The sequence below is a fragment of the Acinetobacter sp. WCHAc010052 genome (assembly GCF_002165295.2).
In the GTDB taxonomy this organism is placed as follows: domain Bacteria; phylum Pseudomonadota; class Gammaproteobacteria; order Pseudomonadales; family Moraxellaceae; genus Acinetobacter; species Acinetobacter chinensis.
Window position 1 is genome coordinate 1,347,136 of the sequence record NZ_CP032143.1, and the last position, 23,338, is coordinate 1,370,473.

At 41.1% G+C, this 23,338-nt stretch carries 19 protein-coding genes; 10 read left to right on the top strand and 9 right to left on the bottom strand.

The features are described from left to right. Positions 1-622 precede the first annotated feature (622 nt). From CDG61_RS06705 to CDG61_RS06715, 3 genes are all read right to left on the bottom strand, one after another. Positions 623-1,414, bottom strand: coding sequence for a hypothetical protein (locus tag CDG61_RS06705; RefSeq protein ID WP_087550342.1), 792 nt, complete (start codon positions 1,412-1,414; stop codon positions 623-625). A 500-nt stretch (positions 1,415-1,914) separates the two neighbouring features. After that, entirely contained in the window at positions 1,915-2,511 is a 597-nt protein-coding gene (locus tag CDG61_RS06710; RefSeq protein WP_087550375.1) for a phosphatase PAP2 family protein, read from the bottom strand. Positions 2,512-2,633: 122 nt separating this feature from the next. Continuing rightward, positions 2,634-3,284 (bottom strand): SIMPL domain-containing protein, encoded by a 651-nt coding sequence (locus CDG61_RS06715; RefSeq protein WP_416240708.1) that lies wholly within the window; start codon positions 3,282-3,284, stop codon positions 2,634-2,636. Between the two features lie 538 nt (positions 3,285-3,822). Between CDG61_RS06715 and CDG61_RS06720 the strand changes: the two genes are divergently transcribed. The 8 genes from CDG61_RS06720 (at position 3,823) to CDG61_RS06755 (ending at position 15,840) form a co-directional block, all read left to right on the top strand. Beyond that, the gene (locus CDG61_RS06720; protein WP_087550340.1) at positions 3,823-5,196 is read left to right on the top strand and encodes a diaminobutyrate--2-oxoglutarate transaminase; all 1,374 of its coding nucleotides are present in this window, start codon (positions 3,823-3,825) and stop codon (positions 5,194-5,196) included. A 3-nt stretch (positions 5,197-5,199) separates the two neighbouring features. Next, positions 5,200-6,732, top strand: coding sequence for a pyridoxal phosphate-dependent decarboxylase family protein (locus tag CDG61_RS06725; RefSeq protein ID WP_087550339.1), 1,533 nt, complete (start codon positions 5,200-5,202; stop codon positions 6,730-6,732). Positions 6,733-7,126: 394 nt separating this feature from the next. After that, positions 7,127-8,143, top strand: coding sequence for a substrate-binding domain-containing protein (locus CDG61_RS06730; RefSeq protein WP_087550338.1), 1,017 nt, complete (start codon positions 7,127-7,129; stop codon positions 8,141-8,143). 102 nt (positions 8,144-8,245) lie between these two features. Beyond that, the gene (pstC, locus tag CDG61_RS06735; protein ID WP_087550337.1) at positions 8,246-9,625 is read left to right on the top strand and encodes a phosphate ABC transporter permease subunit PstC; all 1,380 of its coding nucleotides are present in this window, start codon (positions 8,246-8,248) and stop codon (positions 9,623-9,625) included. Further along, positions 9,622-11,016 carry a phosphate ABC transporter permease PstA gene (gene pstA, locus CDG61_RS06740; RefSeq protein ID WP_087550336.1) on the top strand — a complete coding sequence of 465 codons (1,395 nt, stop codon included), beginning with the start codon at positions 9,622-9,624 and terminating at the stop codon, positions 11,014-11,016. Before pstC ends, pstA begins: the two co-directional genes overlap by 4 nt. Positions 11,017-11,029: 13 nt before the next feature. Continuing rightward, positions 11,030-11,944 (top strand): phosphate ABC transporter ATP-binding protein PstB, encoded by a 915-nt coding sequence (gene pstB / locus CDG61_RS06745; RefSeq protein WP_087550335.1) that lies wholly within the window; start codon positions 11,030-11,032, stop codon positions 11,942-11,944. Positions 11,945-12,472: 528 nt separating this feature from the next. After that, positions 12,473-13,435: a protease SohB gene (gene sohB, locus CDG61_RS06750; RefSeq protein ID WP_087550334.1), complete on the top strand. Its 963-nt coding sequence runs from the start codon at positions 12,473-12,475 to the stop codon at positions 13,433-13,435. A gap of 191 nt (positions 13,436-13,626) precedes the next feature. Beyond that, positions 13,627-15,840 carry an Ig-like domain-containing protein gene (locus CDG61_RS06755; RefSeq protein WP_087550333.1) on the top strand — a complete coding sequence of 738 codons (2,214 nt, stop codon included), beginning with the start codon at positions 13,627-13,629 and terminating at the stop codon, positions 15,838-15,840. 20 nt (positions 15,841-15,860) lie between these two features. Here CDG61_RS06755 and CDG61_RS06760 read toward each other — a convergent pair whose 3' ends face one another. Next, on the bottom strand, positions 15,861-16,493 hold the full coding sequence (locus tag CDG61_RS06760; protein ID WP_087550332.1) for a DUF2238 domain-containing protein: 633 nt from the start codon (positions 16,491-16,493) through the stop codon (positions 15,861-15,863). A 211-nt stretch (positions 16,494-16,704) separates the two neighbouring features. Between CDG61_RS06760 and CDG61_RS06765 the strand changes: the two genes are divergently transcribed. Further along, positions 16,705-16,950 (top strand): hypothetical protein, encoded by a 246-nt coding sequence (locus tag CDG61_RS06765; protein WP_087550331.1) that lies wholly within the window; start codon positions 16,705-16,707, stop codon positions 16,948-16,950. 265 nt (positions 16,951-17,215) lie between these two features. On the opposite strand, the gene purB is transcribed toward CDG61_RS06765, so the two are convergent. The 4 genes from purB to CDG61_RS06785 are packed head-to-tail and all read right to left on the bottom strand — an operon-like array spanning position 17,216 to position 21,046. After that, positions 17,216-18,604, bottom strand: coding sequence for an adenylosuccinate lyase (purB, locus tag CDG61_RS06770; RefSeq protein WP_087550330.1), 1,389 nt, complete (start codon positions 18,602-18,604; stop codon positions 17,216-17,218). Between the two features lie 52 nt (positions 18,605-18,656). Beyond that, positions 18,657-19,388 carry a high frequency lysogenization protein HflD gene (gene hflD, locus CDG61_RS06775; protein ID WP_087550329.1) on the bottom strand — a complete coding sequence of 244 codons (732 nt, stop codon included), beginning with the start codon at positions 19,386-19,388 and terminating at the stop codon, positions 18,657-18,659. Between the two features lie 31 nt (positions 19,389-19,419). Further along, positions 19,420-20,556, bottom strand: coding sequence for a tRNA 2-thiouridine(34) synthase MnmA (gene mnmA / locus CDG61_RS06780; protein WP_087550374.1), 1,137 nt, complete (start codon positions 20,554-20,556; stop codon positions 19,420-19,422). Positions 20,557-20,560: 4 nt separating this feature from the next. Then, a complete protein-coding gene (locus tag CDG61_RS06785) occupies positions 20,561-21,046 on the bottom strand; it encodes an NUDIX hydrolase (RefSeq protein ID WP_087550328.1) in 486 nt (161 codons plus the stop codon). Positions 21,047-21,263: 217 nt separating this feature from the next. Here CDG61_RS06785 and CDG61_RS06790 point away from each other — a divergent pair, with 217 nt between their 5' ends. Next, positions 21,264-22,163, top strand: coding sequence for an alpha/beta hydrolase (locus CDG61_RS06790; RefSeq protein ID WP_087550373.1), 900 nt, complete (start codon positions 21,264-21,266; stop codon positions 22,161-22,163). A 396-nt stretch (positions 22,164-22,559) separates the two neighbouring features. Here the strand turns inward: CDG61_RS06790 and CDG61_RS06800 are convergent, their stop codons facing one another. Beyond that, the gene (locus tag CDG61_RS06800; protein ID WP_147387775.1) at positions 22,560-23,240 is read right to left on the bottom strand and encodes a hypothetical protein; all 681 of its coding nucleotides are present in this window, start codon (positions 23,238-23,240) and stop codon (positions 22,560-22,562) included. Positions 23,241-23,338 lie beyond the last annotated feature (98 nt).

Sequence of the window (23,338 nt, forward strand, 5' to 3'; positions counted from 1 at the left end):
TAATGAGTTTTAAGCATATTTAAGCAATCAAAATTACAGATTGGGAGCTATGGATAGCCATAGAAAGCAGAAGCAAGCCATCTTTAAAAATGGCACTGTCTCATATTATTGGAGAGATATTGAAGCCAATGCGATATGAGCTGTCGTAAATCTTTTGTGAAATTGCTCATGGAATACAATACTTTTTCTTTGATAAGTGGAAATAGTGTTGGGTGATAGTCCTGTCATTTACAGCAATTGTGAGTTCAGTGAAAGTTGGGAAACAGAATGCATACGAGCATACAGTGATTAAGGAATATAAGCTTTTTTACTTAGTCTGATGATATATCACAGAATGAGTATTTGATTTTGGGCGTGGTGGAAATGACTGTACACATAAAGATCAGGGCATGGGATACGGTCGGAGGTTAAATAGGAGGTTGGATATTTATTGATATAAAAATAATTAAAATTAAACAGGGTATTATGTGCTTTATATGTCGCAATCATATGGCGATCTATTAGTAATTATGCGTTATAACTGAACATAGCACAAAGGCCTGATTCCGTAAGGAATTGAGCCTTTTTACTGTGCTATGAGCTGTCGAAAATTATCTGTAAGGTTGCTCTCGGAATAAAAATATTATTTTTTCGCAACAGGAACCAATGTTTCTTTTAATGATAAAAGATCATCAGGGGTTACGTGAATAACACCTTTTCCAGGAACATCAATTTCTGAAATGATAAATAAGGATAGAGTAATTAAAAATGGTAAAACCAGGATCATCAGATTCATTTTCTGTTCCTGTCGGGCATTGTATCCAATCAAAATATTGGATACGACAGCAAAGAAGATAAGTAAAGCCCATACGATTTTAGGTATCTGATCACGCCAGCTGACACTTGTTTTTTCCTGAGCAAGGTATAAATCACTGTATGAGCTTAGAACAGAGTTAATGACAGGATTTGGTGCTTCTTTTGCCTCCGTAACAGCGATTTCCCAAAGTTGTTTCTGCTTTTCTGTAGAGGTTATTCGCCACTGTTTATTTTCAAGCAGGTTATCAGCATTAAAAAATTCAATCCTGGCATCTAAATATTCATGTAATAGTTTTTCTGCTTGATCTTTCTGAGGTGAATTTAAAAGTTGAGTACGCTGCAGTGCAGAACTGATAACAAGCATTTCATTTTCTTCTGTTTTTTGCCTGTCGTTATATCCATTAATAGAGATCGAGAGTACAAAGCCTATAAGTAAACCCAACAGGGACAATATTGCACCAAGTACGATTTTTGCCTGGTCATCACTAAAAGTGGGATTATGGTTTTTAAAGAAGAATTTACCGGCATATGCCGCACCGCCCAATAGAATGAAAATAGTCCAGAAATTTGAAGCCGAGTTTATAGATAGTTCGCTTAAAAGATTTTGTATCCATGACATATTAGCGCCCCATTGAAGATAAATAAAATGTGAATAATTTAAAAATAAAAGTTATTTAATTTAAGTTAAATAGTTGAAAAAAGATATGATTTTTATGGGGGGAACCTTTGGGTAACGTGCGTAATAAAATACTTCATCTTTGATAAGAAAATATAGGGTTGAGTGATTTCCCTGTCATTTACAGCAATTGTGAGTTCTGCGATAGCCGGGAAATAGAATAAATACGCATATAAAATGATGAAGGGATATCAGGATTTTTTGCTTTTTTAATGATATGTCAGTAAAGAGTATTTAATTTCCAGTGTAGTGGAAATGGTCATACTTATAAAAGGGCGTGGTAGAAATATATGGAGAGCTTAAACAGGAAGCTGACACTGATATCTATTAAAGTAATTAGATTAAAGCAACAGCTTAAGTTTTTTATATATTGCAATTTACTGAGCCATCAAATCTGTAAAGCCTGATTCATAAAAAATGCCCACCATGATGTGGGCATTTTTTTATCTGATAAAACCTTTTTCAATCAGTTTTCTGAACAGGTATTCGTAAATATACAGTACGTAATGCAGAAGACTGTTTTTATAACGGTTCCAGACGGAGAGACCAAGAAGGTTCAATGAGAATGCCAGAAAGAAGCCTCCAAGCATGTCCAGCGGGAAGTGTACACCTAAGTAGACACGTGACCAGGCAACCAGCCAGGCAAGTCCGATCAGGAAAATGCCTGTTCTGCGCTGAATGGAAAAGAAATAAGAAAATGCGATACTGCTGAATATCAACATGTGGTCGCTGGGAAATGAACCATTGGGAACGTGATATATCAGAGTCCGACCAACATCCATAACAAAAGGTCTTGGATGATAAAAAAACTGTGAAATACACTGGCTGATCAGTACAGCCACCACAGTAAAAATGAAAGCCTTCAGAATATATTTTTTGACAGTATAACCACCTCTAAGCCAGAACCAGGCAAATACTGCAATCATGATATAGAGCAGATCATTTGCGATGAAAATGGCAAGGTTAATCATAAAATCTGAAGCCTGTGGTGAGGCATTTATTATTTTAAAAAGATATAGATTCAGTTCAGAAAGCGTCATCATTTTGAAGACAGGAAGTAAATGAAGGACGCTTACTGTAGAAATAAAAAGGGATGGAGTAAATAAAAAGACTGTCAGGAAACAGTCTTTTTACGAAAATTTTACGTGTTTCAGTGTAAATATTATTTGAACTGGATTGTACCGTTTGCATTTACAGTGATTTTGGATTCACCTGAAGCGACATTCTGTGCAGCAGAGTCTTCATTTGCAAATTTAGCCATGCTTGCCCGCATCATAACAGGCTGTGGGTAGTTGTTGCTTGTATTCAGGTTCAGATTGACCAGGTTGTAGCCTGTTTTACTCCATGCCTGCGTCAGCATCTGTGCGCGTTGCTGAAAGTTTTTTGAAGCCTCAATCATCAGCTCATTTTCCACTTTTTTGCGCTGTGCATCGGACACACTGAAATTGATGGATTGTGTCTGGAAGTTCTGTTGCAGTTCGCTGACCAGCTGGCTTGCCGATTTAAAGTTGGTACTTTCAATATTGATTTCAGCACGACCACGCCATTCTTTAAGTTTACGGCTATCGTTATCGTAGACAGGATAGGTGGTCTGTGAACCCGTTTCAATTTTCACATCAGGATATTTTTTTGCTGTTGCAATTGCCTGATTCATCAGTTGAGTGATCTGCGCTGCAAGTTCAGCCGGCTGTTTATTGCTCTTTTCTATATATAAAACAGCATGCATTTCATCATTGGATACCTGGCGGGTGGCTTCCGCCTGAACGTTGACAAGATTGTAATTCAAGGTTTCGGTTTCTGCTGCAAAGGTCATGGTGCTGATCGCTGTTCCTAATATAATGGAAGGTAGAGTGAAATAACGCATGAGATTTCCTTTAATGAAGAGATTGAGCATTTGATTGACATAAATTGATACTAAATGCGGGACTGGGATTTCTGAGGGATAAATTGTGGTGCATTTGTAATATCTGTACAAAAGACGTAATCTATAACCTCCAAAAATACAATTAAATATTAAATACTTATTTGTGATATTGGAATCGGTTGAGTCCGGCTGAAGTAAAATTTCAGTAAAATATGAACAAAGCGAAAAATTCATGATTTTCTTCTCTTTGTCACATAGTATGATAATAATTCAGGTTTGTGGTCAGATGAATGTTTTTTTCAATCAACAGATTGTCGATAAGTACATAAAAGATATTTATTTTCTTAAAAAAAACTGTATTATCGCGCTCCTGGTTATGAATAAATAAAGCGATTTTCTGACCAGAAACTCTATAAAGCACCGAGTCAAAGGACCGCAAGTCACCCGACTTATTTCTTTCAACCCATATCAGAGATGGTAATTCGATATGAGCGTTTCTTCTGTAAATCCTGCCCCTAATTCTACTAACGAATACTACCTGACTCGCCAAAGTCAGATGGAGTCAAATGTTCGTAGCTATCCACGCAAATTGCCGTTAGCGATAGCCAAAGCTTCGGGGTGTTGGGTTACTGATGTAGAAGGTACTGAGTACCTTGATTGTCTGGCTGGGGCAGGAACACTGGCATTAGGCCATAATCATCCTGCGGTGATTCAAAGTATCCAGGACACTTTAGCAAGTGGTTTACCTTTACATACTCTGGATTTAACAACTCCTTTAAAAGATGCTTTTACTGAAGCATTACTTGAGCAATTGCCTGGTGGCAAGGAAGAGTACTGTCTACAGTTCTGTGGTCCATCTGGTGCAGATGGTACAGAAGCAGCAATTAAACTGGCGAAAACATATACGGGTCGCAGTACAGTTATCAGTTTTTCTGGTGGCTATCACGGTATGACTCATGGTTCGCTTGCAATGACAGGTAACCTGTCTGCGAAAAATGCAGTCAATGGCTTGATGCCAGGCGTACAGTTCATGCCATATCCGCATGAATACCGTTGCCCATTAGGTCTTGGTGGTGAAGCTGGTGTAAATGCACTGACTTATTTCTTTGAAAACTTCATCGAAGACGTAGAAAGTGGTGTTACAAAACCTGCTGCTGTGATTCTTGAAGCGATTCAGGGTGAAGGCGGTGTTGTTACAGCTCCTGCAAAATGGCTGCAAAAAATCCGCGAAGTGACTGAGCGTCATAACATTGTGCTGATTCTGGATGAAGTTCAGGCTGGTTTTGCCCGTTCAGGCAAAATGTTTGCTTTTGAGCATGCCGGTATTGAGCCAGATGTTGTCGTAATGTCAAAAGCGGTGGGTGGCAGCCTGCCACTTGCTGTACTTGCAATTAAGCGTAAGTTTGATGCATGGCAGCCAGCGGGTCACACGGGAACTTTCCGTGGTAACCAGCTTGCAATGGGTACAGGTCTTGCAACGATCAGAACCATTAAAGAACAGAATCTTGCGCAAAATGCACATGACCGTGGTGAATTTTTACAGGCTGAACTGAAAAAATTAGCTGCTGAATTCCCATGTATTGGTAATGTGCGTGGTCGTGGCTTAATGATCGGTGTTGAAATTGTTGATGAGCGTCAGCAAGCGGATCATATGGGTTCATTACCTGCCGATTCTCAGCTTGCAGCTGCGATTCAGACAGCATGTTTCAACAATAAATTATTGCTTGAAAAAGGTGGTCGTGGTGGTACGGTAATCCGTCTGCTTTGTCCACTGATTATTACTCAGGACGAATGTGTGGAAGCAATTGCACGCTTTAAGAAAGCACTTGCTGAAGCTCTTGTTGCGGTTCGAGGCGCATAAAACATGGTAGATTTTGCAGAACACCGTAAAGCGTTACTCTGCAATGATGCTGAGTCCATTGCTGACTATGAGTCAGCAATGGCTGAGGCGACCAAAGCGGTCGCAGCATGGTTGCAGAACGATAAAATGTATACAGGTGGCAGTATTAAAGAACTTCGTCAGGCGATTTCTTTTAACCCATCGAAAGAAGGTTTAGGTTTACATCAGTCGCTTGAGCGCATGGTGGAACTTTTCCTGAATAAAAGTTTAAAAGTACATCATCCACATTCTTTAGCGCATTTGCACTGCCCAACCATGGTGACCAGCCAGATCGCTGAAGTGCTGATCAATGCCACTAACCAGTCAATGGATTCATGGGATCAAAGCCCTGCGGGTTCATTGATGGAAGTGCAACTGATTGACTGGCTTCGCCAGAAAGTCGGTTATGGTGCAGGTCAGGCAGGCGTGTTCACTTCAGGTGGTACACAGTCAAACCTGATGGGTGTACTGCTTGCACGTGACTGGTGTATTGCGAAAAACTGGAAAGACGAAAACGGTAATCCGTGGTCTGTACAGCGTGATGGCGTGCCAAATGAAGCAATGCGTAATGTCAAAGTCATCTGTTCTGAAAATGCACATTTCTCGGTGCAAAAGAACATGGCAATGATGGGTATGGGCTTCCAGTCTGTTGTGACCGTTCCTGTGAATGAAAATGCACAGATGGACGTTGATGCACTGGAAAAAACCATGGCACACCTTCAGGCTGAAGGCAAAATCGTGGCATGTGTGGTTGCAACTGCGGGTACGACCGATGCCGGTGCAATTGATCCACTAAAAAAAATCCGTGAAATTACCACCAAATTTGGCGCGTGGATGCATATCGACGCGGCATGGGGTGGGGCACTGATTCTGTCGAATGATTACCGTTCTATGCTGGATGGTATTGAATTGTCAGATTCGATCACACTGGATTTCCATAAGCATTATTTCCAGAGCATTTCCTGTGGTGCGTTCCTGCTCAAAGATGAAGCGAACTATCGTTTCATGCATTATGAAGCAGAGTACTTGAACTCGGCTTATGATGAAGAGCACGGTGTTCCAAACTTAGTTTCTAAATCTCTACAGACAACTCGTCGTTTTGATGCGTTGAAATTGTGGATGACGATTGAGAACTTAGGTGAAGAGCTTTACGGTTCAATGATCGATCACGGTGTGAAACTGACTCGTGAAGTTGCAGATTATATCAATGCAACAGATGGCCTTGAAATGCTGGTTGATCCACAGTTCGCATCAGTATTATTCCGTGTGATTCCACAAGGTTATCCTGTTGAATTATTGGATACACTGAACCAGAACGTGGCAGATGAACTGTTTGCACGTGGTGAAGCGAATATCGGCGTGACTAAAGTGGGCAATGTTCAATCATTGAAAATGACCACTTTAAGCCCTGTTGCGACTTTGGAAAACGTACAGAACCTGCTTGCACTCGTGCTTGCTGAAGCTGATCGTATCAAAGATGCAATCGCGGATGGTACTTATACGCCTGCGATTGACTGATCGACCGTTTGGTTGAACAGACAGCATAAAACATAAAAAGAGGTCCTGGTGACCTCTTTTTTGATCTGTGATTATTGTGACAGGCAGACTGAAATGATGTGTTTTACTGAGGATAGAATAATACCGATGTTCAGTAATTATGACATTTAAATGAAATATTACATTTAAAATCTTCCTGCCTAAGTTTAAAGATATTTTTTCACAGTATTTTACATATTGAATTTTAAAGAAATTTAAATAAATCAAATACCAGACATCAATTATCATTAAAGCGTCATAAAGCTGTAACTTCTTTGTCATATTTTAAAATCAAAATGCAGTTATCCGAAAAGTACAACACAACAAACAAAAGTGGCGTGCTTCAAAATAACGGCTTTATTTAAGAGAGAAAAGAATGCGCTTTAATCATATTGCACTTGCTTTAGCAGTTTCAGGGGCAGCTGTAGCGACTACAGCTAATGCAGCTCGTGATACTATCCAGATTGCTGGTTCTTCAACTGTACTGCCTTTTTCAAGTATTGTTGCTGAAGAGTTTGGTAATACTTTCCCACAGTTTAAAGCACCGGTTGTTGGTTCAGGCGGTAGTTCAGCAGGTCTGAAACAGTTCTGTTCAGGTGTGGGTGATAACACGATCGACATCGCAAATGCTTCACGTAAAATTAAAGATACAGAAATTGCAGCGTGTAAAAAAGCTGGTGTAAATAAAGTCCAGGAAATCAAAATCGGTTATGACGGTATTGTTTTCGCATCCAACTCGACTAAAGCGGCTTATAAATTACGTCCACAGCACGTTTTTGCAGCACTTTCAGCTGAATTGCCATCAAATGGTAAACTGGTTCCAAACCCTTATACCCGCTGGAACCAGATTGACAAATCACTGCCGAATGAAGCAATTACTTTAGTGATCCCGGCATCTAACCACGGTACTCGTGAAGTGTTCCAGGAAAAGATGGTTGAAGCAGGCTGTGAAGCTTACGATTACTATAAAAAGCTGGATAAAGATGCTCAGAAAAAAGCATGTTCAACTTTCCGTAAAGATGGAAAAGTGATTGAAATTGCAGGCGACTATACAGAAACACTGGCACGTCTGAAAACTTCACCGAATGCGGTAGGTGTGTTTGGCTTAGGTTTCTATGATCAGAACCGTGACAAGTTACGTGTTGCAACTGTAAATAACGTTGTTCCTTCTGAACAGACGATTTTAAATGGTTCTTATCCTGTATCACGTCCACTGTACTTCTACGTGAAAGGTGAGCACATTAAATCAATCAAAGGTCTGAAAGAATTTACTGAATACTTCCTGAGCAAGAAAGTATCTGGTAAAGGTTCAAAACTGGATAAAGCAGGTCTGATTTCTCTGTCTGATGCAGAACGTGCAAAAGTACTGGCTACATTTAAAGCTGGTAAATAATCTGGCAGTCATTTAAAAAACTGATGGCGGTAAACTGCCATCAGTCTTTTTGTTCAGTAAAGTTTTTTCTAAGAATAAAGCAGAAAAAACGATGGAGATAACATGAATCTGCTTCTTGTAGGCATCCTGTTGGCACTGATCGCAATCGCATATCAAATTGGTCTGCGTAAAAGCAGAAATTTGGCAGGTGATGGAAACAATTCAGCGATATTACATTCCCGCCCGGGCTATTATGGTTCGCTGGTGGCTTTATGGTGTGGTATTCCTGCATTTTTTATTTTGATTGTCTGGAATCTTGTTGAACCGAGCGTTTTACAGCACTTTATATTACAGAATGTACCTGCCAGTGTTGTAGGTGGTCTTGATGAAGCAGGCGTGGATGTACTTGTAGACCGAGTGCAGGCTATTGCATCAGGCTTTGGGGTAACAGATATACCGGCTGCTTATGAAGTCGCAGCAGCTGAACAGCTTGCAGGATTCGAAAGGATTGCGTCTTTTGCTAAATTTGCAATCGTTATCTGTGTTGCAATACTGGGTCTGATCTGGGCGAGAAAAAAAGTATCTCAACAATATCGTGCCCGTAATCAGGTTGAAAAATCAATTAATGTTGCATTGATCCTGTGTTCAAGTGTCGCGATCCTGACAACTGTCGGCATTGTGATGTCAATGTTCAGCGAAGCACTCCGCTTTTTCCAGTTTGTCAGTCCAGCAAGTTTTTTCTTTGGTACTGAGTGGAATCCAGGTTTCAGTACATCAGGAAATGCAGAAGGAAGTTATGGTCTGTTACCATTACTGTGGGGAACACTCATGGTCAGTGGTATTGCCTTACTTGTTGCAGTTCCATTGGGTCTGATGATTGCGATCTATCTGGCTGAGTATGCTTCACCGCGCTTTCGTTCATGGGCAAAACCGACCATTGAAGTGCTTGCGGGTATTCCAACCATTGTTTATGGTGTTTTCGCCATCATGGTGATTGGTCCATTTTTCAAGTCTATTGGCGATGCCATCGGTCTTGAAGTCAATGCGACCAGTGCTTTAACAGCAGGTTTTGCAATGGGGATTATGATCATTCCTTTTGTATCTTCATTGTCTGATGACATTATTACTCAGGTTCCCCGTTCATTACGTGATGGTTCGCTGGGTCTGGGTGCAACCAAGTCTGAAACGATCCGCCGTGTGGTTTTACCGGCAGCTTTGCCTGGTATTACAGGTGCATTCCTGCTGGCGGTGTCCCGTGCAGTAGGTGAAACCATGATTGTGGTACTGGCAGCAGGGAACAGTCCATTGCTGCATGCGAACCCGCTTGAAGCAGTTTCAACAGTGACAGTGACCATTGTCAAACAGTTGACAGGTGATACTGATTTCGCAAGTCCGCAGGCACTGGTTGCCTTTGCACTGGGTCTGACACTGTTTGTCATTACGCTGTGTCTGAACATTATTGCACTCTACATTGTGCGTAAATATCGTGAGCAATACGAATGAGTACATCAAATACATCTCCAGTGGATCAAAATGTATTTGATCCTCAGGTTGCAGCAGAATTACGTGAAAAACGTAAACAGAAAGTCGCAAGTTCACTTGCGAAAAGACACCGTACAGAAAAGGCATTCCGTTTCTTTGGTTTCAGTTCAGTGATTGTTGGTCTTGCATTTGTAGCCTTACTGTTTGGCAGCATCATGTATAAAGGTATGCCTGCTTTCTGGCAGGCGAGTATGACTGTTCCGGTCTTCTTTGATCCTAAAATCATTGATGCAGGTCCTCGACCTGTTCAGACTACCGGTGAGTCTCCAGCGCATTTTGAAGAACGGTTTGTCGAGTGGCAGACCAAGATGGGTATGGTGGACTGGGATGCACTGATTGCAAATGGTCTGATTGCTAAAGATCCATCACTGGAAAGTAAACGTGATGAACTGAGCAGTCTTTACACCAGTTCAGAAGCTTATCGTATCCGTGACATGGTATTTAAAGATCCTGCTCTTGTAGGTAAAAAAGTTGAGCTGAATCTTCTGGCGGATGCCAATATTGATGTCTGGCTCTCAGGTAATATTGACCGTACCTTACCTGATGATCAACAGCAGTTAAGTCCTGAAGTCCGTCAGCTTTCAGATGATCTTGCAGCCAAAGGTGTGCTTGAAAGAACATTCAATACTCAGTTATTTACCAACCCTGATTCACGCAGTTCGCCAGCAACGGCGGGTCTGGCAGGTGCATTCATGGGTTCACTGTTCATGATGTTGATTGTGATTGTGATTTCCATTCCTTTGGGTGTGGCAAGTGCGATCTATCTGGAAGAGTTTGCACCAAAGAACTTTATTACAGACATTATTGAAGTCAACATCAACAACCTGGCTGCTGTACCTTCGATTGTCTTTGGTTTGCTTGGTGCGGCTATTTTTATCGGATGGATGCATTTACCGATTTCAGCACCCCTGGTTGGTGGTCTGGTCCTCAGTCTGATGACTTTACCAACGGTTATTATTACCACACGTGCTTCTTTGAAAGCGGTACCACCTTCGATCCGTCAGGCAGCACTAGGTATTGGCGCATCACGTATTCAGACTGTATTTCACCATGTATTACCTCTGGCGCTGCCAGGTATCATGACAGGTGCGATCATTGGTATTGCACATGCATTAGGTGAAACTGCACCATTATTACTGATTGGTATGAGTGCATTCGTTGCGAATATTCCGATGTCTCCTCTGGATCAGTCTACAGCATTACCTGTTCAGGTTTATCTGTGGCAGGGCAATGAGCTGCGTAACTTCTTCGAAGGGCGTACAGCTGCAGCCATTATCGTTTTACTTGCCCTGATGGTGGGACTGAACAGTCTTGCAATCTGGTTACGTAAGAAATTTGAAGTTCGCTGGTAATAGAGGGCACAATATGAACACAGTAGTTACAAACTCCCAGAAACAGGACAAGTCAGTGAATTCAGAACAACAGACACAATCCACAACGCCTGAAACTGAGCAGAAACGCAGCACTTCTTTTGTTTCTCAGTTTGATACGCAGCCATCTGCAAAAAATCAAAAGCAGACAGCAGATGTTAAAATCAGTACTTCCGATGTACATGTGTACTATGGTGAATCTGAAGCGATCAAAGGTATTGATTTAAATATTTATGAAAATGAAGTGATTGCTTTTATTGGACCATCGGGTTGTGGTAAGTCAACTTTCCTGCGTACGCTGAACAGGATGAACGATACGATTGAATCATGTCGTGTTACAGGTAAAGTGACGCTGGATAACCAGGATATTTATGACCCGAACCTGGATGTCGTATTACTGCGCGCGCAGGTTGGTATGGTGTTCCAGAAGCCGAATCCATTTCCAAAGTCTATTTTTGATAACGTGGCTTATGGTCCTAAACTGCATGGACTGGCGCGTGATAAATATGACATGGAAGAAATTGTGGAAAACAGTCTGCGTAAAGCAGGTCTGTGGGATGAAGTGAAAGACCGTCTGAATCAGCCTGGTACGGGTCTGTCCGGTGGTCAGCAGCAGCGTCTGTGTATTGCACGTACCATTGCTGTTTCGCCAGAAGTGATTCTGATGGATGAGCCTTGTTCAGCACTTGACCCTATTGCAACAGCAAAAGTGGAAGAACTGATTTCTGAGCTGTCCAATCAGTACACCATTGCGATTGTGACCCACTCAATGCAACAGGCGGCACGTGTTTCTGACCGTACAGCTTACTTCCATCTGGGTGATCTGATTGAAGTGAACTCGACTGAAAAAGTCTTTACTCAACCTGATCATCAGCTGACAGAAGCATATATTACCGGTCGTTTTGGTTGATTTAAGTGTCAATTTAAAAATTAATAAAAACAGAGCTTTAATGCTCTGTTTTTTATTGTGCTTATGAGGTGATTTAAAAAAACAGAATGGAAAATTCAAAAATACAGTATTCCTTTGAAAATATTAAAGACTTGGATATATCGCATTATTCGGCACGGGACATGTTACTGGATTTTAACCTGATGGCCGATTAATGTGGTGATGATTGCATGTTTGTATTGCTGCCGGATTTAAGTTTTTCTTTCTATTTTCATTGTTGAAGGTATGAGTGTGCATTTTCTGAAAATGAAACTTAAAGCAGAAAGGCAGTTGAAAGCAGATCTGGCAGATGCATTACACTTGGCACAAAAAACCATATTAAAAGAAAAGCCGCAGGAAAATGATTCAGATACATAAGTTTTAATTGAATCAGAGGTTTATGTGTTTTTGTCAGGTAATGAGTGTTATTTGCAAATATTCCATTGAATTTCTGGAATATAACCCACATCTTATACAGCATAAATATGAATTATATGAGTTTATGCCTTTATGCTGTTTCATAATCCTAAGCTGCCTGCTGAAATCCGTATCAGCCATTTAAATGCACGCATCAATGAACAAAGAAAGAAAATCGCTCAGACCACTGCATCCCGACTGGAACTACTACAGCTTGCGCAGCAGCTAGCCAAAGAAGCAAGAAGCCGTAAAAAAAATAATCAGAAGATATTTGTTCTTGATTTTAAGGGTGATACAGCAGCATCAGCTGTAGAACAGTTACGTGAAGAAATTACTTTAATTCTTGCAACAGCAAAGTCAGGTCGTGACCGTGTAGTGGTGCGTCTTGAAAGCCCGGGTGGTATGGTTCATGGATATGGGCTCGCTGCTGCACAGCTGGTACGTCTGCGTGATGCTGGCTTTCATCTGACCATCTGTGTCGATAAAGTTGCTGCCAGTGGTGGATATATGATGGCGTGTATAGGCAGTGAAATTGTATCTGCGCCATTTGCTGTGGTTGGATCAATCGGTGTTGTCGCTCAGGTTCCTAATTTTAACCGCCTGCTGAAAGAACATCATGTGGATTTTGAACTGTATACAGCCGGTCAGTTTAAACGGACGGTCACCATGTTCGGTGAAAACACACCTGAGGGCAAAGCCAAATTTGAAGAAGAACTTCAGCAGACACATCAGCTGTTCAAGCATTTTGTAGAAAAGTACCGACCAAAGCTGAATATTGAAAGTGTTGCAACAGGGGAGCACTGGTATGGTCAGGATGCGCAGAGCCTGAATCTGATTGACAAAATTCAGACCTCAGATGAATACCTGCTAGGTTTATTGCCTCAGCATGATGTGTATGTCATCACAACGCGCCGTAAACCGTCACTGGGCGAAAAACTTGGCTTGCAGGCTGCTCAGATTGCAGACAGTCTTGTGCCGTCTGTGATGAATAAACTGGTGGATGTACTGAGTCAGAAAAATGCTGACCTGGTACAGGTGCGAGACCCAAAATTTTAAATTGATTGTGAATATCAGAAACCAGCTTCGGCTGGTTTTTTTATGAGAAGCAGCTCTGTAAGTTATTGTGAAAAAAATCACACAATTTGCTCATTGTATGAAGCTTCATGTTTTGGTAATTTAAAAACAATTCTAATTCAAACACTTTTTATTTTAAAAAGCATATAAAAAATATTCTTAATGAGGATTACATGACAAGAATTGTAGTGGCTTCCAAGCAAAAAATGAGTCTGTTGCAGGATACACAGGCTGGAAGCGTGGTTTTGGAACAGCCATCCATTATTCAGATTGGAATAGCAAAAGAAAATATTTCCTCAATGGTTCGTTCAGGTAACAGTCTTCAGATTACCCTGAAAAATGGTGAAAAAATTGTCCTGGAAAATTTCTTTACTGAAAATGGCAGTCCTCACTCATTGGCATTCCCTGATAAATCAGGGGAATTTTTGGTTGCGGAGTTTGATGAAGCAGGCAAGCTGATTAAATATAATCCTGTAGATCATCTGAGTCAGCTGGGCAGCTCCATAAACAGTACTGGATTGACTGAAACTCAGCAGACCGCTGTTGTCACTGAAGGTGTGGATGATGGTGGAATCGCATGGTCATCGGTATTAAAAACAGGGCTGGCTGTACTGGGGGCAGAAGCGGTTTACCTTGTTGCATTTGATAAAGATGATGATAAGGATAAAGACAACACAAATGTAGATCTAACACCACCTGCTGCTCCTGTCGCTGCTCTGGATACTGATGGAAAAGTAATTTCTGGTACAGCAGAGGTGGGTTCAACAGTCTATGTAAAAGACCTGCTGGGAAACATTCTTGGGCAGGCGGTTGCAGACAGTGCCGGTAAATATGAAATTAAGCTGGATAAGGCTGTTACAGATGGCGCTAAGGTTATTGTTACTGCCAAAGATCCAGCAGGAAATGAGTCAAAACAGACTGTTGTGACAGGCACTAAAGATACTGTCAGTCCAGATAAAGCCCAGGCGCAGGCGAGTGACAATGGTTCAATTGTCACAGGTAAAGCTGAAGTTGGGGCAAAAATATATGTCTATGGTCCAGATGGAAAAACTGTGATTGGTGGACCTGTCACAGTGGCGAGTGATGGAAAGTTTTCCGTAACGGTAACTCCTGCACTGAAAGCCGGTGAAAAAGGGACGGTGGTCGTAGAAGATGCCGCAGGTAACAGATCTGAGGCTGCTGAAGTGGAAGTTGGAAAGGATACTTTGCCACCCGATCAGCCAAAAGTGACGGTCAGTGACAAAGGTGATCTGATTAAAGGGATTGCGGAAGCTGGAGCCAAAGTAAAAGTAATGGATGCCGCTGGTAAAGTCATTGGGGAGGCGACAGCGGATAACCAGGGTAATTTTACAGTGACACTGAATCCACCACTGACCGATAAAGCAAAGGGTACAGTTGTTGTTGAGGATGCAGCAGGTAATCAATCCAAGCCACTGGAAGTGATTGCAGGCAAGGATAATATTGCCCCTGATGCACCAGTAGCTGTGCTGAATGATGAAGGAACAATTGTAACGGGTAAGGCAGAGCCAGGTAGCAAGATTGAGGTGCGAAGCAGTGCAGATGGTACTTTACTGGGTTATGCAGAAGTTAAAGAAGACGGTACTTATACGCTGACCTTGTCTAAAGCTCTGACGGATAATACGCTGGCAAAAGTCTATGCCTCAGATAAGTCAGGAAATCAGTCTCCAGCTACCGAAATCAAAGGCATCAAAGATACAATTCCTCCTGGTAAAGTGGAAGAAGTAAAGGCGTATGATGATACAGGTTCAACAAAATTAAATATTGGAAATGATGGTAAAACCAAAGACAGTACGCCAGTTTTTGAAGGCAAGGGTGAAGCGGGTGCAACGGTATACATTTATCAGGATGGAAAACCTGTTGCTTCTGTAAAAGTCGATGAAAATGGTAAATGGACGTATACGACGGATGAGCTGGTGCCTGGCAGTTATAGTTATACATTCAGACAGGTAGATAAATCAGGTTTGAATGGTCAGGAAAGTGATCCGTTTAAATTTACTGTGGAATCTTCTGCTAAAACAGCTGCATTGGAAAGTCAAGATTCAGCTGCGTCCTCTGATCAGACTGCCGACACTGTAAATGATCAGAGTCTTGCCAAACTACTTAGTGCTCCCGTCCCTGTTATGGACTCATTTAACATCGCGGAAGATCAGAACCCACTGAATCCTGAGATGCTCCAGATACAGCAGTTATTTAAAGACACTGCTTCTGGTTCAGATGCCGGTACGATAGATTTATCGACTGTATTGCCGGAAAAAGAAATGGCAGCCAGTCAGGGTCAGTCAGCACCGACTCAGACAGAGCCAGTGACGGTCAGCATCAGAACTGATCTGAATGAGTTGCTCAATCAGCATATTTCTCTGATATAAGCGGAAACACAGAAAAGCACTTACTCTGTAGGTGCTTTTTTTATGAGCATATAAATACCTGTAATGATTGCACCAATGGTTGCCAGGAACATATCTTTATGAGCATCCCAGATATCACCTTGCTGACCGTTATAGTTTTCAGCCTCTTCAGGGGATAAACCAATGGCGATCCACCATTCAATCCATTCGTAAAACAAACTGCTTGCCATGACAAACTGAATAATTAATAAAAATAATATTTTGGGTTTTAAACTGGGCAGCCAGACCTGGAACAGGCGATAGAAAAATGGGTAAAGGAATAGCCCGTAGAAGAAATGGACAAAGCGGTCGAACATATTGCGTGTCCAGCCCATGGCTTGATTTAAATCAAAACCGAAGTATTTGATTGCCCAGTCATTATAAGGCACATAGGAATACAGGTAATGCGCTGCGATGACGTGAATGAGTAAAAAACCAGTATACAGTGCAAATGAAGAAAAACTCAGCCCGATTTTTTTTAAGCAGTAAAACAGGGCAATGAGCATCAATACCGTACCGACTTGATGCAACAGATAAGATTGAAATTCCAGGGGATTGATGCTGGCTAAAATAATTGCGATTGTGAGTACAGCAAGAACCAGCCAGTGTTTTTGAGTGAGAGAATGATAAATCATTAAGTCTTTTTTCTTAAATTTATTACAGATATTGTAATCAAAATGCAAAAAAATGCGAAGTCAAAACACAGTGACTGGTGCCTGATTTAATTCCAGACAGATGATCATTTCAGAACTGAGCAGTAAATGGATCAGGTGTTTTAACTGATAAATCAGGGTTTTTACAGATTAAATCCGCTAAACTGTATTTTTGAAATTTTAGAGATCAGGCATGGCGGTGATTGAGGCATTTGAGGCGAAGCAAAATTGTTATTTTAATTATGATTTTGAAGAACTGTATCAATTGACTGATGACTTTCCTGAAGAGCTTTCTGTGTCCTTACGTGGAATGCTGTATCGGCATGAGATCCAGTATCCTGATACGACGTATTATATTTATTTCAGTGATATTTTGACGGGTGATGAGCTGGAGAAAATGAAGGCGGATTGGAAGCGTTATTGCCCTTTGGCTGAATAAGAAATAGTGAACGTTGTTAAGATGGTTTAGAACTTTAATGAAGATTTCTTTTCTTTAAAATAGAGTGATATAGGTTTTGAAGGAAAAATTGATATGAAAAGTTCCCCCTCATTCTCTTGCGGAGTTACCTCCTCATCCCAAAGGGGGGAGGGATTTTCATTGTTAATTCCAAAGTTATTGATGGCTCTGACTTTCATGAGAACTCAATTGCAGATGTAAAAAAACGAAGCCGAAGCTTCGTTTTTTATTTTAAATGGTTTAAAGATTAGATTTTAGAAATCAGATCTTTAATCTGTTTTGCCTGTTCAGCAGCATTACCTGTATATGTAGCAGGGGTCATTTCAGCTAAACGTGCGCGATCCGCAGCAGGTACAGCTTCAAGCTCGTTACCATTTACGAAATCAACCATCATGTCACGTGTCATTGCCTGACCACGAGTCAGAGCTTTTAATTTTTCGTATGGTTTTTCAACGTTATAACGACGCATAACAGTTTGAATTGGTTCAGCTAAAACTTCCTGAGCATGATCCAGATCTTCAAGAATACGAGCAGCATTCAATTCAAGTTTACCAATCCCTTTTAAGCAAGCTTCAAAAGCGATTAAGCTTTGTGCCAAACCAACACCCATGTTACGAAGAACAGTAGAGTCAGTTAAGTCACGTTGCCAGCGGGAAATCGGAAGTTTTTCACCTAAGTGTGCAAGTACAGCATTTGCAATACCCAGGTTACCTTCAGAGTTTTCGAAGTCAATTGGGTTTACTTTATGTGGCATAGTTGAAGAGCCAACTTCACCATCTTTCAGACGCTGTTTGAAGAAACCTAAAGAGATATAACCCCAGACGTCACGGTTAAAGTCGATCAGTACTGTGTTGAAACGACGTAAAGCATCGAACATTTCAGCGATATAATCGTGTGGCTCGATCTGAGTGGTATACGGGTTGAATGTTAAACCTAAAGATTCAACAAAAGCTTGCGAGTGAGCAGGCCAGTTGATTTCTGGGTAAGCAGAGTAGTGTGCATTGTAGTTACCTACAGCACCGTTGATTTTACCGAGTAATTCAACCTGGTTGAACTGTTTGATCTGGCGAGCAAGGCGATATGCCACGTTTGCCATTTCTTTACCCAGTGTTGTCGGGCTTGCAGTCTGACCGTGTGTACGGGACAGCATTGGTTGTTCTGCATGAGTTTCAGCCAGTGCAGCAATCGCATCAACGATCTGTTGCATGGATTCAACCAGAACAGCACGACCATTTTTCAGCATTAATGCATGAGATAAGTTGTTGATGTCTTCAGAAGTACATGCAAAGTGAATGAATTCACCGGCATTTTTCAATTCTTCAATATCAGCAATCTGCTCTTTTAAAAAATATTCAACTGCTTTTACATCGTGGTTGGTTGTGCGTTCAATTTCTTTAATGCGGTTTGCATTATCTTCAGAAAAGTCTGCAACAATTGCATCCAGTGCAGCATTGGTTGCAGCAGAAAATGCAGGAACTTCTGTAATTTCAGGATGGTTAGCCAGTGCCTGTAACCAGCGTACTTCAACAGTCACACGAGCATGGATCAGACCAAACTCAGAGAGGAAAGGGCGCAGCGCATCACATTTGCTTGCGTAGCGTCCATCTAATGGCGAAAGTGCGGTTAAAGCGTTCATAGCGATTCCTTAAACATTGGAATTAAACGTAAAGTAATTTGTGTCATGGTGGTCAGACCACCTGATACTGCAGGCGAGCTAAATCCTGAATATCCTGAAGAAGTTTGCGCTTACTGAAAATCATGCCCCAGGAGCTTCCTCCCAGCTGACGCCATAAATGCGCCATTTGCAGACCAGTGAAAAGAGATGCGCGAATCCGGTTGGTATGAGAGCTGTCTTTAAAGGCTTCTGCATTCCCCCGAACCATAATCCGAGGGTTAATCTGTCCAGCAGTCTCGACATAAGTCTGCGCTAGATTGGCAATAATGCTTGGATGTAAATAATTATTATCAAAAAAAGACAGCTGCTTCAGAATTTTTTGTTGAGACTGTTCAATGATTTTGACAAATTCAGGATTACTGTAGACTTTCTTTTCAAGCTGCAGCAAAGCCATAGCATATGACATCGGCAGTTTGGTATTTGCAAGTTTAGGCAGTCTGGATTTTGGTGATACGGTAAATGGTTCGTTAATGCTGCTTTCCAGTGTTTTTAATCCAAGGGAAATATCAGCTAACTGAGTGAAGAAATCCAGGGGCTGGCAGGAGCATTTACCTGATGGACGGATATTCAGGCTGGCTTTGATCAGCTGTTCCAGGTAAAAATTTCCACTTTCACCAATACTTTGTCTGCCTGTCAGTGCAGTCATATGAGTCAGTTGAGTGGCCTGAAATACACCTGCCAGTGCCAGCGCCCGATTCTGACGCTGGTTTAAAGTCTGAGGCTGTTGAAAGGGCAACTCAACCATGCCTGGATTCCTTTAGAAAATGGATTGCAGATTATTCAAGAAAGTCTGGTTTTGGAGCATTGGTATGATGAATCACACCACCACCCAGACAGACTTCACCATCATAAAACACAACACTCTGACCTGGTGTGACAGCACGTTGCGGTTCATCAAATTCTACACGGACACCATTTGGGGTATCTGCATCTTTATAAATTGTACAACGCTGATCATCCTGGCGGTAACGGGTTTTTGCCGTGCATCGGAAACCTGCTTCAGAAATGTCCTGTTCACCGGCAACCCAGTCAATGGCTTCTGACCATAAAATGGTGCTTTGCATAAGCGGGTGTTCATGACCCTGACCAACAACCAAACGGTTACCTTCAATATCTTTATGCAGTACAAACCAGGCGCCTTCTTCAGCACCTTTTAAACCGCCAATACCAATGCCACCACGCTGACCGAGCGTATAGTACATTAAACCGTGATGATCACCAATGACTTTACCTGTATCCAGTACGATTTTACCAGGTTGAGCGGGCAGATACTGTTTTAAGAAATCATTAAAGCGACGTTCACCAATAAAACAGATACCCGTTGAGTCTTTTTTCTTAGCTGTGACTAAACCAAGTTCTTCAGCTATTTTACGAACTTCAGGTTTTTTAATTTCACCGACAGGGAACAGCGTTTTATTGATTTCACGACCATGCACAGCATGCAGGAAATAGGTTTGGTCTTTGTTATTGTCCAGACCGCGAAGTAATGGCGCATATTCCTCACCACGCGAATTGGTCGCAGTTTCACCACGACGGCAGTAGTGACCAGTCGCAATAAAATCAGCACCTAAGTTCACAGCGTGATCCAGGAAAGCACGAAATTTGATTTCTTTGTTGCAGAGAATATCTGGGTTTGGTGTACGACCTGCTGCATATTCTGCAAGGAAGTGCTCGAATACACGATCCCAGTATTCCATCGCAAAGTTTGCAGTATGCAGTTTAATACCGATCTTATCGCAGACAGCCTGTGCATCGGCAAGATCATCCATTGCCGTACAGTATTCCGTGCCGTCATCTTCTTCCCAGTTTTTCATGAAAAGACCTTCAACGTGATAACCCTGTTGAAGTAAAAGTGCAGCAGAAACAGATGAATCTACACCACCAGACATACCGACGATGACACGTTGTTGCATAGGATCAGGCATCCAGATTTGAAATTAAAGGAGAATTTTGGTGCTCATAAACGAGCGAAAGCGGGTATTTTTGCCCAGAAAGCGCATCTTGTACAGCCTTAATCACCAATGGACTGCGGGCACGGGCTGTTTCAAGTAATTCTTCGAGTGTCATCCACTTTGGACCTACGATTCCTGTATCGAGTTCAGCTTCCGGAAAATATTCCAGAACATGAGCCAGAAAACAGAATCTGAAATAGGTACGATCAGGAAACATAGGCGGGGTATAGGTATAAATACCAAGCAGTGAATCTATTTCTACCGCATGTCCCGTTTCTTCCATTGTTTCACGGATTGCAGCCTGAATAACGGATTCACCACATTCGACATGACCTGCTGGCTGATTAAATACAGTATGCGTCACACCTTCTGTATGTTCTTCTACAAAAAGAAATTTTCCATCTTTTTCAACAACAGTTGCGACAGTAACGTGGGGTGTCCAGGAGGTCATAACCAGCACCGTGGGAAGTAAAGCGCTATTCTACAAAATTTTGGAGGTGGTGGCTATGACGCTCTATTTTTTCTTTGATTTTGTGCTCAGATACTGTCTGGCGGATTTTAAAATGAATATGAATAACTGATAATTTTTCTTGTAAATGGAAATAATTCTTATTTAAATAAACAGTAATGCAGGAATGAATAGAGATGAATCCGTGAAAAAGCTTTTTTTGTCTGTACTGGGAGCGGTTTTGATTTCAGCTTCTCCGAATATTACTTTCGCTAAACCTGAGATTAAGCCACTTGCACCTAATATCGCTGAGACTGGTTCTGAGTATTACCGTTTCAGTATAAAGACTTTTGAATCTGCTGATAAAAAAAGGAAGTACAGAGTCTGGTTGGGAATACCGACTCAGCTGGACGCTTTACAACAAAAAGAGGGTTATCTGTACAGATCGGTATTTATGCTGGACGGTAATGCAGCAATGTCTCACCTGGATGATCAGATACTGAAGAAACTAAGCGAGCGGGATGCACCTGTGCTTGTTGCTATAGGGTATGAAACTAATCTTCCTTTCGAAACCGCTTCACGTGCTCTGGATTATACTCCGGCAGATTTAAAGACAGGACTGCCTGCGGCAGATCCACGCTCTCCTCAGAGAATGAGTGGTGGAAGCTCAGAATTTAAAAAGATAATAACCGAGAAAATTTCACCGTGGGTTGAGCAACAGATCAAACTCGATCCTTCACGCCGTGCGCTCTGGGGGCATTCTTATGGAGGATTGTTTGTGTTGGACAGTCTGCTGACTACAGCTTATTTCAGTCATTATTTTGCAGCGAGTCCATCTTTATCGTGGGCAGAACAGCGGATGATGCAGAAGATTGAAACGACAGCAGTTCCATTTCCTGAAAAAAAGCAGCTGTTACTGATGGAGGGAGATATAACAGCGCAAGCGGGAACGGCACTAAGCAGTAACTTTGATACGTCTGGTATTAATAATAATCGGAAAGTTTTGTTGAAGTTTAAAGCTCAGGGTTTGGATGCGAAATTTTTAATTTATCCTGACTTAAAACACGGCGAGATGTTTAAAGCTTCTTTGCTTGATGTTTTATTGAATCGATGGATGTGATTATTTGAGTCATCGGCTGAAATTTCATAATGTGGTCTAATATGGAAGTGAACTGGTATTGGATCTGGAATAATGAAGTAGAGCTATGAAACAATGTCTGAATACAGGGTATGGAATGTAAAAAATCAATGAAAATCCGTTCCAGTGCATAATTTAATGAAACGGATTTTTTTAACATATTGATATTATGGGTTACTCGTACTGTTTTTTGATAAAGATGCAGTAGAATCATAAGAAATGTTAGTGTACGGGAAGTAACCAAAGCGGAGTGAAATTAATATAAGCATGGTTAAAATCACAAAGCAAAGGCTATCAAACACGAATGAATAAAATTCAACGCGAAGCTATGTTAAAAATCATTAATTAAAAAGCATAATATTTAAACTACTGTTTTTTTTAATCAGTTAATTTTTTTAAATACATAGTGATATAAGCAGTTCCGGGACTTTGAGTAAATCCACTGGATGAAAATTCATCATAATTTAAAGTTAGAATGTAGCCATCTTCAGGAACAATAAATTTATTTTTTGTATCCCATTCAACGATATTTGAAGTTGAATTAACTCTGAGTTCATATCCTTTTTTTACAGTTGTCATTTCAATTAGCGGAGTAATGTCTGAATTTTTATAAAATTTACCACATTGCTTTATGTCATAAGATAATACAGTTGTACGTTTTTTAATAATTGAAGCAATTAAAACACCATCTTTTCCTTGTGCTTTTTCTAAGGTAGAACAACTTCCAGCCTGGAACCCATAAAATGGTTTTTCTTTCCCTTTGCTGATCAGGTCAACAATAACACTTCCATCCGCTAAATGAATATCAACAGTGCTGACATCCCATCTGACAATTCTGCTCCACTGTTTATTTACAGTATACTTACCGACCATTTCATTTTTAGATTTCATACCATCAGGGCTTGTATCAACAATCTGATTTAAATCATTTTTTATTGAATAGGTATCACTGGAATCAAGTGTTTGCTTTCCTCCCATCAATGCATACTCACTTGCCATCTGGCATCCCATAAGAGCTACTGTTAAAACAGATAAAGTTAATGTTGTTTTATATTTCATCTAAAAAATTCCTAAGATTAAAAATTTCTTTATTCATTTATATTTGCATCATAGATAATCGAAGTAATGTTGCTTTAATTAAAGCGGACTCTTTTCTA